Origin of the sequence: Flavobacterium sp. 11, assembly GCF_002754315.1 — a bacterium.
GTDB lineage: Bacteria > Bacteroidota > Bacteroidia > Flavobacteriales > Flavobacteriaceae > Flavobacterium > Flavobacterium algoritolerans.
On record NZ_PEFE01000001.1, the window covers coordinates 57,357 to 73,234 of the forward strand.

The following is a 15,878-nucleotide window of genomic DNA, read 5'->3' on the forward strand; positions in this document are numbered from 1 at the left end:
AATATGGCGAATACGAAAGAATTAAGTGTTGAGGACAAGTTAAGAGCAATTTACGATTTACAACTTATTGACTCTAGAATTGACGAAATCAGAAACGTAAGAGGAGAACTTCCTTTAGAAGTGGAAGATTTAGAAGATGAAGTGGCTGGTTTAAGCACACGTTCAGAAAAATTGAAAAGTGAACTTGAAGTTATCGAAGATCTTATCAAGGTAAAAAAGAATGCAATTGATGAGCACAAAGAGGCTATCAAAAAATATACGAAACAACAAGAAACGGTTCGTAACAACAGAGAGTTTAATTCGTTGACTAAAGAGGTTGAATTTCAAGAATTAGAAATTCAATTGTCTGAAAAACAAATTAAAGAAATGAAAGCTTCTATCGAACACAAGAAAGAAGTAATTTCAAATTCAAAAGAAAGATTAGAAGCAAAATCTAATCACTTGAAGCATAAAAAATCAGAATTAGACGCTATCATGGCTGAAACTGCTAAAGAAGAAGCATTCTTATCTGAAAAATCAGCTGAATACCAAGGATTAATCGAAGAAAGATTATTAGCTGCTTACACTAGAATCAGAACTAGCGTTCGTAATGGTTTAGCAGTAGTTTCTATTGAAAGAGGTGCATCTGCAGGATCATTCTTTACTATTCCTCCACAGACACAAGTAGAAATTGCTTCAAGAAAGAAAATCATTACTGATGAACATTCAGGAAGAATATTAGTAGACAGCGTATTAGCTGACGAAGAAAAAGAGAAAATGGAACAGTTGTTTTCTAAATTCTAATTACATTTAAGTCCCGATACACATCGGGACTTTTTTTTATGAAAAAAATATTATTTTTTATATTCACTAAATCTATTGGGATATACATTAACCTTTTGAGTTTTGTATTTCCAAAAAAAGCTTCGCAACTTGCGTATGCCTTTTTTAGTGAACCTCGAGAAGGCAAATTATCAAAAACCAGTCTTCCGGAAATTCTACAAGAAGCACAATCTAAAACATTTCAAAATGAAGAACATTCCTTTCACACTTATACCTGGAAAGGGAATGACACCGTAATACTTTTAGTTCACGGCTGGGAAAGCAATGCTTCTCGATGGGGAAACTTACTTCCGTATCTAAAAAAATCAGGAAGTACCATTATTGCAATTGACGGTCCTGCTCATGGATTATCCAGCGGAAAAGAATTTAGCATTCCTAAATATGCAGAATTTATTCATATTGCTGTCGAAAAATTCAAACCTCAATATCTTATCGGTCATTCTATTGGCGGAAAAACCTGTTTGTATTACCAATCTGTTTATCAAAATGACTCCCTAAAAAAAATGGTGATTCTAGGATCTCCCAGTGATTTCAATATCATATTAAACAATTACATTACGTTATTGAGTTTAAATGCTAAAATTTCAAAATCTTTAGAAGATCATTATCTAAATAATTTCAAACTCAGTCTGGAACAATTTTCAGGTAAATTATTTGCTTCTAAAATAAGTATAAAAGGACTAATTGCCCATGATATTGACGACACGGTAGTTTTATTCGAAGAAGGAAAAAAAATTGCCGGAGCATGGGAAAATGCAGTTTTTATTGAAACCAAAGGCTTAGGACACAGTATGCATGACGCCGAATTGTATCAAAAAGTATCTGATTTTTTATTTGAATCGGATAACTAAATAAAACATCTGCGAAATTTTTTACAGATTTCCTGTTTTTTCAAATAAACAAATAACCGCATAAACGATTAAACAATTTAGTACTACTTTTGCAGTATGGAAGAAAATTTAAAACGCCTCAATAAATTCATAGGAGAAACTGGGTATTGTTCCCGTCGCGAAGCTGATAAAATCATTGAAGAAGGTCGTGTGACCATCAATGGAGTCGTTCCCGAATTAGGCACAAAAGTTTCCCCAAATGACGAAGTGCGTATTGACGGTAAACTAATCCGTGAGAAAAATGAAAAACCCGTTTATCTTGCTTTCTATAAACCTGTAGGAATCGAGTGTACCACAAACCTTGATGTTCGTAATAATATTGTGGATTACATCAATTATCCCAAACGTATTTTTCCTATCGGACGATTGGACAAAGCCAGTGAAGGCTTAATTTTCATGACTAATGACGGTGATATCGTCAATAAAATATTACGCGCGAGAAACAATCACGAAAAAGAATATACCGTGACTGTAAACAAACCTATCACCGATCGTTTTATCGAAAGAATGGGAAATGGAGTTCCTATTTTGGACACCGTTACCCGAAAATGTAAAGTGGAACAAATTAGTAAATTCACTTTCAAAATTATCTTAACACAAGGTTTAAACCGTCAAATTCGTAGAATGACCGAATATTTAGGATATGATGTTACGGCTCTAAAACGCATCCGAATTATCAATATTTCACTTGATGTTCCTGTGGGACGTTACCGTGATTTGACCGATGCTGAAATCAAAGAATTAAACGAATTGATTGAACCTTCAAGCAAAACAGAAGAAGCCAGTTTACCTAAAACAGAAGCGCCAAAAAGAAGGACTGAATTCATAAAGAGAGATGATCCCAGATTTAAAAAAAGAGGCGATTATTAAAAATATAAAAATCCCACCGCCGCAGCTGATGGGATTTTTATTTATTTATTAGTTTCTAAAAACTCAAAATAGAGCGATCTCGACAAAATCGTTTCATTTTGAACACGCTTTACATAACCCTCTTTATAATAGTATTTGTCTTCCACCTCTTCCGGATGAAGTTTAAAATAATCATAATAGGCTTTATCATTAAAGTTTAAACTTCTCAGAAAACGTTGTTCAACACCTTTGTTTACCGAAATATTATAATTGGTAATCAGATTTCCCCAGTTGACAAAACTGCATAGTAAGATTGTTCCGTAGAAATACCAAATCATTTGATTGAAAAGAAAAGCATTTGTTTTTTGCTTGGTGATTTTTATAAAAGAAATAACCAATCCAATTATGGCTAGAATCAAGAAAGCATAAACACCCAATCTTTTATAAGTCAATCCGAAAAACGAAACGTATTCTGAGTTTTTGATGATGGCACATATTATTAAAATTCCGTTTAAAAGAATCCAAATCTTAGCTAATTTTTTAAGATTTTTAGCTTTTTCATCAAAATTAAATCCTCCTTTAAAATAGAATAAAATAACACCAACTGCCATTATAATTGAAAGAATAACGGCAGTAACTCTTTCATGTGTATCAGAACTTAAGTTAGATTTTTTGACCACTTCAAAAAACTGTTCGTAATTATAAGTTGCAATGAAAATCAAAAGCAACGCATTTAAAAGAAACAACGTGATCTCTCCACTTCTTCTTTCAAAATCAATATCCAGAAATGAAAATGAATTTTGATTTTGTGTTTTGGCTTCTTCCTTAAAATCATTGTCCAGTAAATCATTCTTTTCATAACAAACCTCAGGAATCCAATAATTCCAGAAAGTGAACGAAATAAAAAATCCTAAAGCGGTAAGTACAAATGCTTGCCACGCATCAAGATCTAAATAATAACCGGTAAACAAAGACGAAAAATGATCGCTTCCAAAAGAATATACGATTAAAAACAACCCAAGAAATAGGATTGGAATAACAAAATAAGCAATCAGTTTTTTAGCAAAACCGTTATTGACTTTTCGCTTAGGAAGATATTGACTGAACATCAATATGCGACCTAACGAAGCGATTCCGTTGATAAACACCAAAGGAAAAGCCTGTAACAATTTAAGTTTGGGTTCCTGGGTTTTGAATTGTAAAAAGATAATCGACAAAGCCATAGCTAAAAACGATGGGAAATCAGCATACCAGGCAAACGCAAAACAAGACAGAACCGATGTAACTACTAAAATTAAATGCAACCTACTGGTAAATTTCTCTTGGAAGAAATAACATATTAAGGCGGTTTGCATCATCCCGAAAATGGCCCAATTAAGACCCAAATCTTCGTTGTAAAAAAGCAGTGTGAAAACCAAACTGCTGGCTAAAATAAAGTGTAGTTTTTTCATAATAAAAAATTTAAAAGTACTTTGCATTTCAAAGTATAAAGTTAAAAAAAAGGGTTATTTCGATTTGATTAATTTTTCTAGACTATTTAAGTGGGAAACAAAAGCTGCTCTACCCATATTGGTAACACGATACGAGGTTTTTGGTTTTTTACCTACAAACTCCTTTTTTACTTCTATATATCCTGATTTTTCCAATGCAGAAGAATGACTTGCTAAATTACCATCGGTAATATTCAATAAAGATTTCATTTCAGTAAAATCAATCCAATCGTTAACCATCAGAACAGACATAATGCCTAATCTGACTCGACTTTCGAAATCTTTATTTAATTTATCAATGATACTCATTTCTATTTGTATTTTTTGAACACAATTATTCCGTAAAGGATATGCAAAATTCCAAATCCAATTGCCCAAAAAACAAGTCCGAACCCAAGATAAAAAAGGGAAATACAACCTAAAATAATCTCACATGCACCTAAATATCTAATATCCGAAAAAGTATATTTACCAGCATTAATAAGTGCTAAACCATAAAACAATAAAGTGACAGGAGCAATAAGAGCAAATAACTGGTGGTACAAAAGTGCCATGCAAAACACGCCTCCAACCAATAAAGGAATCGCTAGATTCAGTAACATTTTTTTAGTAGTGTTAGTCCAAACCGGTAAATCAAACTTTTTACTTTTTCTCAAAGTAAAAAATATACCCGATCCTAATGCTAAGACCAAAATTGCCAAAGCAATGAATGCCAGTTCGATTATTAAATCATAACTGTAGCTTTTTTGCTTACCATCAAAATATTCAATGCCATTATACTTAAACAGCTGATAGGCATAAATTGACCCAGCCAATGCAAATAACCCGGCAAATACTCCTGAAAGGCCACTTAACGAAATAAATCTTGAAGAGCGCTCCATCATGGAACGAATATGTGATAAATCTTCTTGAAGCTTTTGACTCATAAATAAAGTACTTTGAATTACAAAGTTATTTATTATTTTTAGATTTCAAAATAGAAAGGGAATTATTTTTAATAAATATTTATTAAAAATAATTCCCTTTCTATTTAAAAGAAAAGATTGGTGTAAAAGATTCGTTTGCTCAGAATCTATTTTGAGCCTGCTTCCCAACCTCTTTGAATCTCACCAATAGTAGAATCCCAGTCGTAAATTGTCAGTATGATAAAAAGCGTAGCAAATCCTAAGAAAAACATTAGTACGTCTCTGTTTGAAATTTTCATTTTTATACTATTTAATTATTTGTTTAAATATAAAATTAATTAAAACAAAAACCGAAAAAAGTAAGATTATTATTAATTAAAAATCAAAACCATCTTTTTCTTTTGAACAAAAACACACCAAAAGCAGATAACAAAACGGATACAGAAATGACAATCCATATTCCATAGCGGTTATCTTCTAAATCATTAGGGACATTCATTCCATACAAACTGGCAATCAATGTTGGAATCATCAGAATTATCGAGATTGAAGTCATCTGCTTCATAATCGTATTCATATTATTAGAAATCACAGAAGCATACGCATCCATAGTTCCCGTCAAGATGTCGCTGTAAATATTAGTAGTTTCTTGTGCCTGACGCAATTCAATTTCAACATCTTCCAATAAATCCAGATCAAAATGTTCTTTTTGAGATTTTATATTCTTGATTCGATGCAACAAAATATCATTTCCTTTCAAGGAAGTCATGAAGAATACCAAACATTTTTCTATTTGTAGTAAAGCCTGCAATTCTTCATTCTTAATTGACTTTTCTAGATTGTCCTCGGCTAATTTTATTTTTTGGTTGACTTGCTTTAAATATTTCAGAAACCAAACACTGGAAGAAAGCAATAACTTCAACACTAAATCGAAGTTATCTTTAATGTTGATATTCTTGCGTTTTGTATATGTAACGAAATCCGTAAGCATTTCCGTTTTATGAAAACTGATAGTCATACAAACTTCTCCTTTAAAAACAACTCCGACAGGAATTGTATGAAAAGGTAATTTTACATCATTACTTTTCACAGGAATTCGCATGATTATCAAAGTCCAACCATTTTCAATTTCTATCCTTGGTCTTTCGTCAATATCTTCAATATCATTATAAAATGCTTCGGGAATTTGTAAGTCTTCGAGTAAATATTTTTTTTCTGCTTCGGTAGGACATTCAATATTTATCCAGCAGTTTGGAGTCCATTCTGTAGTGGCAATTAATCCGTTATTGTTTTTGTAAAAAGTTCTCATTTCAAAATTCTATAGGTTTATTTACAGCATCTTGAAAATAGTTCAAGAGCTATATTAGTTCAACATTTCCGAATAATAATCGTCCATTTTAAAGGTCTTTTTTTTAAGTGGTGCAAAAGTATTCTTTAAATTCCGTTTTAACATCAATTATCAGAATTTTATACATTTTAAAATAAAAAAAGCCTTAAACGTATGTTTAAGGCTATCAATTAAAAACTATTTTTTTATTTATTTCTTTTCATTTCCCTTGCCAAAAGCGTGTTTTTCAACAACATTGCAATGGTCATAGGCCCTACTCCACCTGGAACTGGAGTGATAAAAGATGATTTTTTACTTACATTTTCAAAATCAACATCACCCGTGATTACATATCCTTTTGGGTGTGAGGCATCTTCTACTCTGGTAATACCAACGTCAATTACTACCACTCCCTCTTTTACCATATCGGCTTTCAAATAATTCGGAACACCAAGAGCGGTGATAATAATATCAGCATTTTTGGTGTATTCTTCAATATTTTTGGTTCTACTATGCGTAAGTGTTACCGTTGAATCACCAGGATATCCTTTGCGACTCATCAAGATACTCATGGGACGACCCACAATATGACTTCGTCCAATAACTACGGTATGTTTGCCAGCAGTTTCTACTTTGTAACGCTCTAACAATTCCATTATTCCATAAGGAGTTGCGGGCAAAAAGGTTTCCATTTCCAAAGCCATTTTTCCGAAATTGGCAGGATGAAAACCATCAACATCTTTATCAGGATCAATAGCCATCAGGATTTTCTGCTCGTCAATGTGTTTGGGCAACGGCAATTGAACGATATAACCATCTAAATCACTATCTTCATTTAGTTCTTTTATTTTTGAAAGCAACTCTGTTTCAGTAATCGTTTCTGGCAATGCAACTAAAGTAGATTCAAAACCAATTTGCTGACAAGACCGCACTTTACTGCCAACATAAGTTAAGCTGGCTCCATTAGTACCAACAATAACGGCTGCTAAATGAGGTACTTTATCCCCATTGTCTTTCATTTTTTGTACTTCTGCAGCGATTTCAGTCTTAATATCTTCCGCTGTTTTTTTTCCGTCTAGTAGTTGCATTTTAATTTAGTTTATAGTTTTAAAGCCGAAAGTCTTAAAGTCATTACAACCTTAAGACTTTCGACTTTTGACTCATTTTTATCTCATTCCCGGCATTCCGCCTTTCATGCCGCCCATCATCTTCATGAGGTTTTTTCCTCCTGGGCCTTGCATCATTTTCATCATCTTGCTCATTTGTTCGAACTGCTTCATCAATTGATTTACCTGCTCAATTTTGGTTCCTGAACCTTTGGCAATTCGAGCTTTTCTTTTTACATCAATCAAAGCCGGCTTGCTTCTTTCTATTGGAGTCATCGAATGAATGATAGCTTCAATATGTTTGAAAGCATCGTCTTCAATCTCAACATCTTTCATGGCTTTTGAAGCACCTGGTATCATTCCAACCAAGTCTTTCATATTACCCATTTTCTTTACTTGTTGAATTTGAGAAAGGAAATCATCAAAACCGAATTCGTTTTTAGCAATTTTCTTTTGGATTTTTCTTGCTTCTTCTTCGTCAAATTGCTCTTGGGCTCTTTCTACCAAAGACACAACGTCTCCCATCCCCAATATTCTTTCGGCCATACGAATTGGATAGAACACATCAATTGCATCCATCTTTTCCCCAGTACCTACAAACTTGATTGGTTTATTAACAACCGATTTAATCGAAATTGCTGCTCCACCGCGCGTATCACCATCTAATTTGGTTAAAATAACACCATCAAAATTTAATCTTTCATTGAAGGCTTTTGCCGTATTTACTGCATCTTGACCTGTCATTGCATCAACAACAAACAAAGTTTCATTAGGTTGAATCGCTTTATGAACGCGTTCAATTTCGTTCATCATTTCCTCATCAACTGCTAAACGACCCGCAGTATCAACAATCACTACATTGAATCCATTTGCTTTAGCATGCTTGATTGCATTTTGAGCAATTTCTACTGGATTTTTATTTTCTGGTTCTGAATAAACCTCTACTCCTATTGAATCTCCAACTACATATAATTGTTGAATCGCCGCAGGACGGTAAATATCACACGCAACCAATAATGGTTTTTTATTCTTTTTTGTTAAAAGATAATTTGCCAATTTTCCTGAGAAAGTAGTTTTCCCAGAACCTTGCAAACCTGACATCAAAATAATCGATGGATTCCCTGAAAGATTGATTCCGGCAACATCACCACCCATTAATTCTGTCAATTCATCTTTCACTAACTTCACCAATAATTGTCCTGGTTGAAGGGTAGTCAATACATCCTGACCTATTGCTTTTTCTTTTACTTTAGTGGTAAAATCTTTGGCAATTTTAAAATTGACATCGGCGTCAAGCAAGGCACGACGAACTTCTTTTAGCGTTTCGGCTACATTTACTTCGGTGATTTTTCCATGACCTTTAAGTATATGAAAGGCTTTATCTAGTTTATCGCTTAAATTATCGAACATAGTATTGATTTATTTTGAGATGCAAATTTAAGCATTTGATTTTGAAGTTGTATTCATAATATTATAAAAAAAACAGCCTTTTTTGAGACTGTTTCTAAAGTTTTAGTAAATCGTTAAACGATATAAATTTATTTTTTTTCGAAAGTCAAATAATTGATTCCATCAACATTGCCAGATTTACTTTTTAACCGAACCTTAGTTTCCGTAATTTCAGTAACATCCCAATGCTGCGTTAACTCAATTAATTTATCCGGACTTGAAAACGAAATGGCAAAATCCAAATCATTATCTGGATTATCATCAATACTATTCGATTTTACAACGGACCAATTTCCAGTAAAAATATTTTCACCATTGCTGGAAGTCAAAATTTCATTCGTTCCAAAAGTAAAATTATATCCTAAATATTCACTGGTCATATTGCTATTTTTATCAAGAAAATAGCTCACTTTCCAATTTCCTTGACTTAGTATACTGTTTACCTGTGCCAGATTATTCTTTTCAACAGATACTACTTCGGGATCATCAGCACAGCATGTTCCGGCTACATTCAGCAAAAACAGACCAAACAAAAGCGGGTAAAAAAATATCTTTTTCATGATCAAAATATTTATTTGATACTAAATGTACCAAAAAAATATTATTTTCACAATGAATGCCTTAAAAAAATATTACATTCTCTCCGGAACGTTAATTCCTAACAATCTAAATGAGGCTGCAATAGTATCTGCTACTTTTTTAGACAATTGAACTCTGAAAATTTTCTTCTCTAAATCCTCTTCTCCAAGAATAGGAACAGCTTGATAGAACGAATTGTATTCACGAACTAAATCATAAGTGAAATTTGCAAGCAAAGCAGGACTGTGATGCTGCGCTGCATTTTGAATAACTTCAGGGAACAATTCTAACTGTTTTACTAGTTCTTTTTCTTTTTCATGAAGCACAGTCATTTTTGATTTATTCGAAAAGTCAAAATTTGCTTTACGAATAATCGATTGAATTCTGGCGTACGTATATTGAATAAACGGCCCAGTATTTCCAGCAAAATCTACCGATTCTTCCGGATTAAAAAGGATTCGTTTTTTAGGATCCACTTTTAAAATATAATACTTCAAAGCGCCTAAACCAATCGTGTTGTATAATTTTGCTTTTTCTTCTGGAGAATAGGAGTCTAATTTCCCTAAATCTTCTGCAATTTTTTGTGCTGTATCTGCCATTTCCTGCATCAAATCATCGGCATCAACAACAGTTCCTTCACGACTTTTCATTTTCCCCGAAGGCAAATCTACCATTCCGTAAGACAAATGGAATAAATTTTTAGACCAGTCAAAACCTAATTTTTTCAAGATAAGAAACAACACTTTAAAGTGATAATCCTGCTCATTTCCTACCGTATACACCATTCCGCCAACATCTGGATAATCTTTCACACGCTGAATCGCCGTTCCAATATCCTGCGTCATGTAAACCGCAGTACCATCTGAACGCAATACAATTTTACGATCTAAACCTTCTTCCGTCAAATCTATCCAAACCGAACCGTCAGGATCTTTTTCGAAAACGCCTCTGTCCAAACCAATCTGAACGACATCTTTCCCTAATAAATAGGTGTTACTTTCGTAATAAAAACAATCGAAATCAACACCAAGATTTTTATAGGTTTTAGCAAAACCATCATAAACCCATTGATTCATGGTTTTCCACAGTGAAATAACGGCTTCATCCCCAGCTTCCCATTTCAACAACATTTCCTGTGCTTCCAGAATGATTGGCGCTTGTTTCTTGGCTTCTTCTTCCGTTTTGCCTGCGCTCATTAATTGCGCTATTTCTTCTTTGTATGCTTTATCAAAAGCTACGTAATAATTTCCAACTAATTTATCTCCTTTTAAACCTGTACTTTCCGGCGTTTGTCCGTTTCCGAATTTTTGCCAAGCCAACATCGATTTACAAATATGGATTCCTCTATCATTAATGATTTGAGTTTTATACACTTTTTTACCCGAAGCTTTGATAATTTCCGCTACTGAATATCCCAAAAGATTATTACGTACGTGACCTAAATGCAAGGGTTTATTAGTGTTTGGCGAAGAATATTCCACCATTACCGCTTTGTCTTCTGTCCCGAAGCTTCGGGATGGAGTAACGAAACCAAATTTAAAATCATCTTTTATTTCTCCGAAGAAATCCAAATAGTAGTCATCTGAAATAACAATATTCAAAAATCCGGAAACCACATTAAAACGACTTACCTCAGCTACATTTTCAACTAAATAGTTTCCTATTTTATTTCCCAATTCTACTGGATTGCTTTTAACAACTTTCAACAATGGAAAAATAACCATTGTAATATCCCCTTCAAATTCCTTGCGTGTAGTTTGAAATTCAACTTTATCAATCGTAACGTCGAACAAGACTTTTACAGCTTTTTCAATAGAGGGCGTAAGAATTTGTGGTAATGTCATTTCGTGTATTGGTTTTAAGGCTGCAAAGATAGTCATATTGCAGTAATTTGAAAATTGGAAAACAAGATAATTTACACCTAAAAATGAAGTGTTTAACCTTGTTCAAGGTAGAAATCCATATTTTTTTCAAAAATCGATGTAACAAAATCCATGTTCAGAAGTCTATTAAGTAAATTTTAATATTTCGTATTTGTTAAAAAATGTTAAATATTATTAAAAAAGGTATTATGTTTAACATAGTATTATATAAAAGAATATATTTGCATCATCAATCAATTAAATCAAACTCAATCATGAAACTTAAATTACTTTTAATCTGCTTTTTCGGAACGTTGTTTTCGATGCAGGCCCAAACTTCGGTCAAACCATCAATTCTGGAAAACTCTGGAATTATCTCTGGAAAAATCACTGACAAAAAGACTAACGAACCATTAGCGTATGTAAATATTGTGGTTAAGGAAAATGATAAAGTCATTACTGGTGGCATCACATCTGACAAAGGAACTTTTCAAATAAAAAATTTAGCTTTAAAAGATTACACCGTTGAAATCCAATTTATAGGTTACAAAACAATCTCAAAACCGGCAAAATTATCGGAAGACAATAGCATCAATTTTAATACAATTGCACTAGAAGAAGATGCCGTTCAACTAAAAGGTGTAGAAATTGTAGCTGAACGTTCTACTATTGAACAAAAAATTGACAGAAAAGTAATCAATGTTGGAAAAGACTTGACTACCGCTGGTGCAACTGCATCTGAAATCATGAATAACATCCCTTCTGTAAATGTAGATCAGGACGGAAAATTATCCTTACGCGGCAACGAAAACGTACGTGTTTTAGTAGATGGACGTCCTAGCAATATTGAAGCTTCACAATTATTGAAACAAATTCCATCCACTTCTATTAAAAAAATTGAATTAATCACTAATCCAAGTGCCAAATACAATCCTGAAGGAATGTCTGGAATTATCAATATCGTTTTACATAAAAATGCAAATGACGGATTTAATGCCAGCGTTAATACGGGTCTAACATTTGCACAAACACCAAAGATTAGCAACTCGATTAACATGAATTATAGAACCGGTAAAGTGAACTTTTTCTCCACTTATGGGAATAATTTTGGTAAACGATTCAATGAAGGACAAATCTCAAGACTTGACGACAAATCTAATCAAATGTTTGATATTGTGAATGATAACAAATCTCATTTATTCAAAATTGGAATGGATTATTACATCAATGACAAAAACACTATTTCTGCCTATACTAATCAAAACATATTTGTTGGAGATGGTATTGTGGATGTGAACATTGTAAATCCTGATGCCTCACAAAATTTGCTACTGAATTCTAAATACTTTTCAGATAATACGGACGGTACTTATAATTTAGTTTACAAACATTTAACCAAAAAAGAGGGAGAAACGCTGGATTTAGAAATAAACCACAGTATCTATTCTGAAAATCAAAATGCTGACTTCAGAACTACTTTTAATAATCCAAGTATTCCTACTAGCTCTTATACCGATAATCTTGACGAAAAAAGAAGAAATTCTACAATCAATTTAGATTATGTAAATCCGCTAAATGACAAGACTAAGCTAGAATTGGGTGCCGAAAGCAGAATTGTAAGAACCGAAAACAATTACATCACCAACAACAGTTCTTTATCCAATTCTGATTACACCTATGATTTAGATATTTATTCGGCTTATGCTACCTTTGGACAGAAATTCAAAAAAATAGGATACCAATTGGGTGCTCGTTTTGAAAGTTACAAGGTAAGTGCAATGTTAAACGGCGCTACTGCTTACAAGGATGATTACTTCACTGTATATCCTTCGGCTTCGATGACTTATTCTCCAACCGACAAAAATCAGTTTCAAATCAGTTTCAGCCGCCGTGTAGACAGACCTAGCTTAGACCAAACCAAACCCATCAGAGAATTCAGCACACCAAGAGTAACCTCAATAGGAAATCCTGAATTAGATCCACAATTTACCAATTCTATTGAATTAAATTATACTAAAACAATTACTAAAGGATCATTCACCACAGGTCTTTTTGTACGAAGCATCAATAACGAAATCAACAGAATTCTCTATCCAGATCCACAAAATCAAGACCAACAAATTATGAGTTTTGATAACTTCGACAACAACACAGCCTATGGTTTTGAAGTTTCTTTAAACTACAAAATCAATAGTTGGTGGGACATCCAACCGGCAATAGATTTTTCTAGTATCAACCAAAAAGGATTAGTTTCAGTATTTAATTCAACCAGCAATTCATTTGATTTGGTTTCCAAAGAAGTTACTGCATCAGCTTTCAATGCCCGTTTCAACAGTAATTTCAAAGCAACTAAAAGCCTTCGTTTTCTTTTATTCGGATTCTACAGATCTGGGGTTGACGGTGTACAATTTAACGGTAAAGAAATGTATAAAATTGATGCTGGCGGACGTTATTCATTCCTAAAAGACAAAGCCACGTTAAGTTTTCGTTTCAATGATGTTTTCGACACTATGAAAGCTGGTTTTGATGGACAAAACCCTTATCCGCAAGTAGGTCAATTTACTTGGGAAAGCCAATCGGTTTATGTTGGTTTCAACTACATCTTTGGTGCAGGAAAAAACAAAAGTTTACAACGCAAACAAAGAGACAACAACACCAAACAAGACGGTGGAGGATTGTTTTAAACGAGAAACATAATGCTTATAAAAATTAGTTTTAATATTTTGTTGTAGCAAGAAAAACCCGGAGTATGCCAACTCCGGGTTTTTCGATTTAAAGAATTACTCTTTTACAATTATTACAAATTAGCTTTCAACGCTTTTACTTCATTACCATTTGCTATTTCACTTGAGTCCGTTATAGCAGAGGAATGATAGAAAACAGCTCTCGTTTTTTCTTTTAATACTCCAATATTCGTTGAACGCAAACCACCACCCGGCATGATGGTAATCCTATCATTTGCCTTTTCTTTTAATGTTGCCAATACATCAATTCCTTCAGTCACATTTGTTTCTACTCCGGAAGTCAAAATGGTTTTAAAACCACATTCAATTAGAGATTCTAGAGCTTGAAATTTATTTTTAATTCCATCAAAAGCACGATGAAACGTACACGGAAGTGGATTTGCCAACGCTACTAATTCCGCATTTTGTTCTTTATTAAGACTACCGTCTTCTTTTAAAATTCCAAAAACAAAACCATCAACTTTTAGTTTTTTGAACTGCTCAATTTCTGTTTTCATTTGTTCAAATTCAAAATCAGAATAAACAAAATTTCCACCACGAGGCCGAATCATCACATTCAAATCGATAGACAGAATATTACGGACAGCTTTAGTTATTTCAAAATCTGGCGTTGTTCCGCCTTCTTTCATATTGGCACACAATTCTACTCTATCGGCACCATTTTCTTGAGCTATCCTAGCCGATTCAAGATTAAAACACGCTATCTCCAGTCTCCTTTTTTTCATTTATTTCAAAAAATAATCGGCATCAATTAATCGGTTTCCCGTTGCATCATTAACGGCGTAGTTAAAACCTCCTTGAATGCAATAGGAACCATATTCCCCTTTTTTATTCAAGGCGATGAAACCAACTTGAATGTCTTTTAGTTCTTTATTTCTATTCTTTGTTAATTTTACAATTCTGGCAACCGCTTCTTCACAGGCTTTTTGTGGCGATTTCCCCTGACGCATCAATTCGACAACCAAGTGACAACCTGAAATACGAATTACCTCTTCACCATGACCAGTGGCAGTGGCAGCGCCAATTTCATTATCAACATACAAACCAGCTCCTATGATTGGTGAATCTCCTAAACGTCCATGCATCTTAAAAGCCATTCCACTTGTAGTACACGCACCGGAAAGATTCCCGTCAGCATCCAAAGCAATCATCCCGATGGTATCGTGATTTTCAATATTAGCAATCGGTTTATATTGACTGGTTTTCAACCATTCTTTCCATTCTTTTTCAGAATCTTCAACTAATAAATTTTCTTTTACAAAACCTTGAGAAAGTGCAAACTGTAGCGCTCCATCACCCACTAACATTACGTGCGGCGTTTTTTCCATCACCGCTCGAGCCACAGCGATAGGATGTTTTATAAATTCTAAACACCCTACTGATCCAATATTTGCATTTTCATCCATAATACAAGCATCAAGTGTAACACGACCATCTCTATCCGGCCTTCCGCCATATCCTACACTTCGTTCTTTTGGATCACCTTCGGGAACTTTAACTCCTGCTTCTACAGCATCTAAAGCTCTTCCATTATTTTTTAAAACTTCCCAAGCGGCTGCATTGGCTTGTATTCCAAAATTCCATGTAGAAAGTACAATGGGTTTACTCCCCTTTTTTGATGAAAAATCATTTTCTTCTTCTGGTTTCCCTTTAAATGAATTTAATGCCACAGCTGCAGAAGCAATCGCCGCTGTTCTTATAAAATTTCTACGGTTTGTCATATTTTAGATTTTATATTAGTTCTTTCTACTTTAATTTGGTTCCTCAAATCTAAAACATCGTATTCAAATAAAAAAGTCTGCACAATGGATTGTGCAGACTTTGAATATTTTTATCAGAACAGTACTATTGAAAT

At 33.6% G+C, this 15,878-nt stretch carries 15 protein-coding genes; 4 read left to right on the forward strand and 11 right to left on the reverse strand.

The window, feature by feature from the left end; translation table 11 throughout:
• Positions 1-3 precede the first annotated feature (3 nt).
• The 3 genes from CLV00_RS00210 (at position 4) to rluF (ending at position 2,582) form a co-directional block, all read left to right on the forward strand.
• Positions 4-783 (forward strand): zinc ribbon domain-containing protein, encoded by a 780-nt coding sequence (locus CLV00_RS00210; protein ID WP_099713298.1) that lies wholly within the window; start codon positions 4-6, stop codon positions 781-783.
• 38 nt (positions 784-821) lie between these two features.
• Positions 822-1,673, forward strand: a complete 852-nt coding sequence (locus CLV00_RS00215; protein WP_099713299.1) for an alpha/beta fold hydrolase — start codon at positions 822-824, stop codon at positions 1,671-1,673.
• Between the two features lie 96 nt (positions 1,674-1,769).
• A complete protein-coding gene (gene rluF / locus CLV00_RS00220) occupies positions 1,770-2,582 on the forward strand; it encodes a 23S rRNA pseudouridine(2604) synthase RluF (protein ID WP_099713300.1) in 813 nt (270 codons plus the stop codon).
• 41 nt (positions 2,583-2,623) lie between these two features.
• On the opposite strand, the gene CLV00_RS00225 is transcribed toward rluF, so the two are convergent.
• From CLV00_RS00225 to argS, 9 genes are all read right to left on the reverse strand, one after another.
• A complete protein-coding gene (locus tag CLV00_RS00225; RefSeq protein ID WP_099716160.1) occupies positions 2,624-4,012 on the reverse strand; it encodes a DUF4153 domain-containing protein in 1,389 nt (462 codons plus the stop codon).
• Between the two features lie 54 nt (positions 4,013-4,066).
• Positions 4,067-4,360, reverse strand: coding sequence for a transcriptional regulator (locus CLV00_RS00230; RefSeq protein WP_099713301.1), 294 nt, complete (start codon positions 4,358-4,360; stop codon positions 4,067-4,069).
• Positions 4,361-4,362: 2 nt separating this feature from the next.
• Complete coding sequence (locus CLV00_RS00235; protein ID WP_099713302.1) at positions 4,363-4,977, reverse strand: hypothetical protein; 615 nt, start codon at positions 4,975-4,977, stop codon at positions 4,363-4,365.
• Positions 4,978-5,123: 146 nt separating this feature from the next.
• The gene (locus tag CLV00_RS16620; RefSeq protein WP_255409043.1) at positions 5,124-5,255 is read right to left on the reverse strand and encodes a hypothetical protein; all 132 of its coding nucleotides are present in this window, start codon (positions 5,253-5,255) and stop codon (positions 5,124-5,126) included.
• Between the two features lie 83 nt (positions 5,256-5,338).
• The gene (locus tag CLV00_RS00240; RefSeq protein ID WP_099713303.1) at positions 5,339-6,265 is read right to left on the reverse strand and encodes a magnesium transporter CorA family protein; all 927 of its coding nucleotides are present in this window, start codon (positions 6,263-6,265) and stop codon (positions 5,339-5,341) included.
• 224 nt (positions 6,266-6,489) lie between these two features.
• On the reverse strand, positions 6,490-7,371 hold the full coding sequence (locus CLV00_RS00245; RefSeq protein WP_099713304.1) for a bifunctional 5,10-methylenetetrahydrofolate dehydrogenase/5,10-methenyltetrahydrofolate cyclohydrolase: 882 nt from the start codon (positions 7,369-7,371) through the stop codon (positions 6,490-6,492).
• Between the two features lie 78 nt (positions 7,372-7,449).
• Positions 7,450-8,799 carry a signal recognition particle protein gene (gene ffh / locus CLV00_RS00250; RefSeq protein WP_099713305.1) on the reverse strand — a complete coding sequence of 450 codons (1,350 nt, stop codon included), beginning with the start codon at positions 8,797-8,799 and terminating at the stop codon, positions 7,450-7,452.
• A 128-nt stretch (positions 8,800-8,927) separates the two neighbouring features.
• On the reverse strand, positions 8,928-9,398 hold the full coding sequence (locus CLV00_RS00255; protein WP_099713306.1) for a hypothetical protein: 471 nt from the start codon (positions 9,396-9,398) through the stop codon (positions 8,928-8,930).
• 72 nt (positions 9,399-9,470) lie between these two features.
• Positions 9,471-11,261 carry an arginine--tRNA ligase gene (gene argS / locus CLV00_RS00260; protein ID WP_099716161.1) on the reverse strand — a complete coding sequence of 597 codons (1,791 nt, stop codon included), beginning with the start codon at positions 11,259-11,261 and terminating at the stop codon, positions 9,471-9,473.
• Between the two features lie 293 nt (positions 11,262-11,554).
• Between argS and CLV00_RS00265 the strand changes: the two genes are divergently transcribed.
• A complete protein-coding gene (locus tag CLV00_RS00265) occupies positions 11,555-13,963 on the forward strand; it encodes a TonB-dependent receptor domain-containing protein (RefSeq protein WP_099713307.1) in 2,409 nt (802 codons plus the stop codon).
• 113 nt (positions 13,964-14,076) lie between these two features.
• On the opposite strand, the gene CLV00_RS00270 is transcribed toward CLV00_RS00265, so the two are convergent.
• Both CLV00_RS00270 and CLV00_RS00275 read right to left on the reverse strand, forming a co-directional pair.
• A complete protein-coding gene (locus tag CLV00_RS00270) occupies positions 14,077-14,748 on the reverse strand; it encodes a copper homeostasis protein CutC (RefSeq protein WP_099713308.1) in 672 nt (223 codons plus the stop codon).
• Positions 14,749-15,744, reverse strand: a complete 996-nt coding sequence (locus tag CLV00_RS00275) for an isoaspartyl peptidase/L-asparaginase family protein (protein ID WP_099713309.1) — start codon at positions 15,742-15,744, stop codon at positions 14,749-14,751. It abuts the gene before it with no gap.
• Between the last annotated feature and the right edge of the window lie 134 nt (positions 15,745-15,878).

Bases quoted from the DNA above. Each gene is read 5' to 3' on its own strand.
- CLV00_RS00275 (WP_099713309.1), bottom strand. From the start codon at position 15,744: ATGACAAACCGTAGAAATTTTATAAGAACAGCGGCGATTGCTTCTGCA.
- CLV00_RS00225 (WP_099716160.1), bottom strand. From the start codon at position 4,012: ATGAAAAAACTACACTTTATTTTAGCCAGCAGTTTGGTTTTCACACTG.
- CLV00_RS00270 (WP_099713308.1), bottom strand. From the start codon at position 14,748: ATGAAAAAAAGGAGACTGGAGATAGCGTGTTTTAATCTTGAATCGGCT.
- ffh (WP_099713305.1), bottom strand. From the start codon at position 8,799: ATGTTCGATAATTTAAGCGATAAACTAGATAAAGCCTTTCATATACTT.
- CLV00_RS00230 (WP_099713301.1), bottom strand. From the start codon at position 4,360: ATGAGTATCATTGATAAATTAAATAAAGATTTCGAAAGTCGAGTCAGA.
- CLV00_RS16620 (WP_255409043.1), bottom strand. From the start codon at position 5,255: ATGAAAATTTCAAACAGAGACGTACTAATGTTTTTCTTAGGATTTGCT.
- CLV00_RS00235 (WP_099713302.1), bottom strand. From the start codon at position 4,977: ATGAGTCAAAAGCTTCAAGAAGATTTATCACATATTCGTTCCATGATG.
- CLV00_RS00265 (WP_099713307.1), top strand. From the start codon at position 11,555: ATGAAACTTAAATTACTTTTAATCTGCTTTTTCGGAACGTTGTTTTCG.
- CLV00_RS00210 (WP_099713298.1), top strand. From the start codon at position 4: ATGGCGAATACGAAAGAATTAAGTGTTGAGGACAAGTTAAGAGCAATT.
- CLV00_RS00240 (WP_099713303.1), bottom strand. From the start codon at position 6,265: ATGAGAACTTTTTACAAAAACAATAACGGATTAATTGCCACTACAGAA.
- CLV00_RS00215 (WP_099713299.1), top strand. From the start codon at position 822: ATGAAAAAAATATTATTTTTTATATTCACTAAATCTATTGGGATATAC.
- CLV00_RS00245 (WP_099713304.1), bottom strand. From the start codon at position 7,371: ATGCAACTACTAGACGGAAAAAAAACAGCGGAAGATATTAAGACTGAA.
- argS (WP_099716161.1), bottom strand. From the start codon at position 11,261: ATGACATTACCACAAATTCTTACGCCCTCTATTGAAAAAGCTGTAAAA.
- rluF (WP_099713300.1), top strand. From the start codon at position 1,770: ATGGAAGAAAATTTAAAACGCCTCAATAAATTCATAGGAGAAACTGGG.
- CLV00_RS00255 (WP_099713306.1), bottom strand. From the start codon at position 9,398: ATGAAAAAGATATTTTTTTACCCGCTTTTGTTTGGTCTGTTTTTGCTG.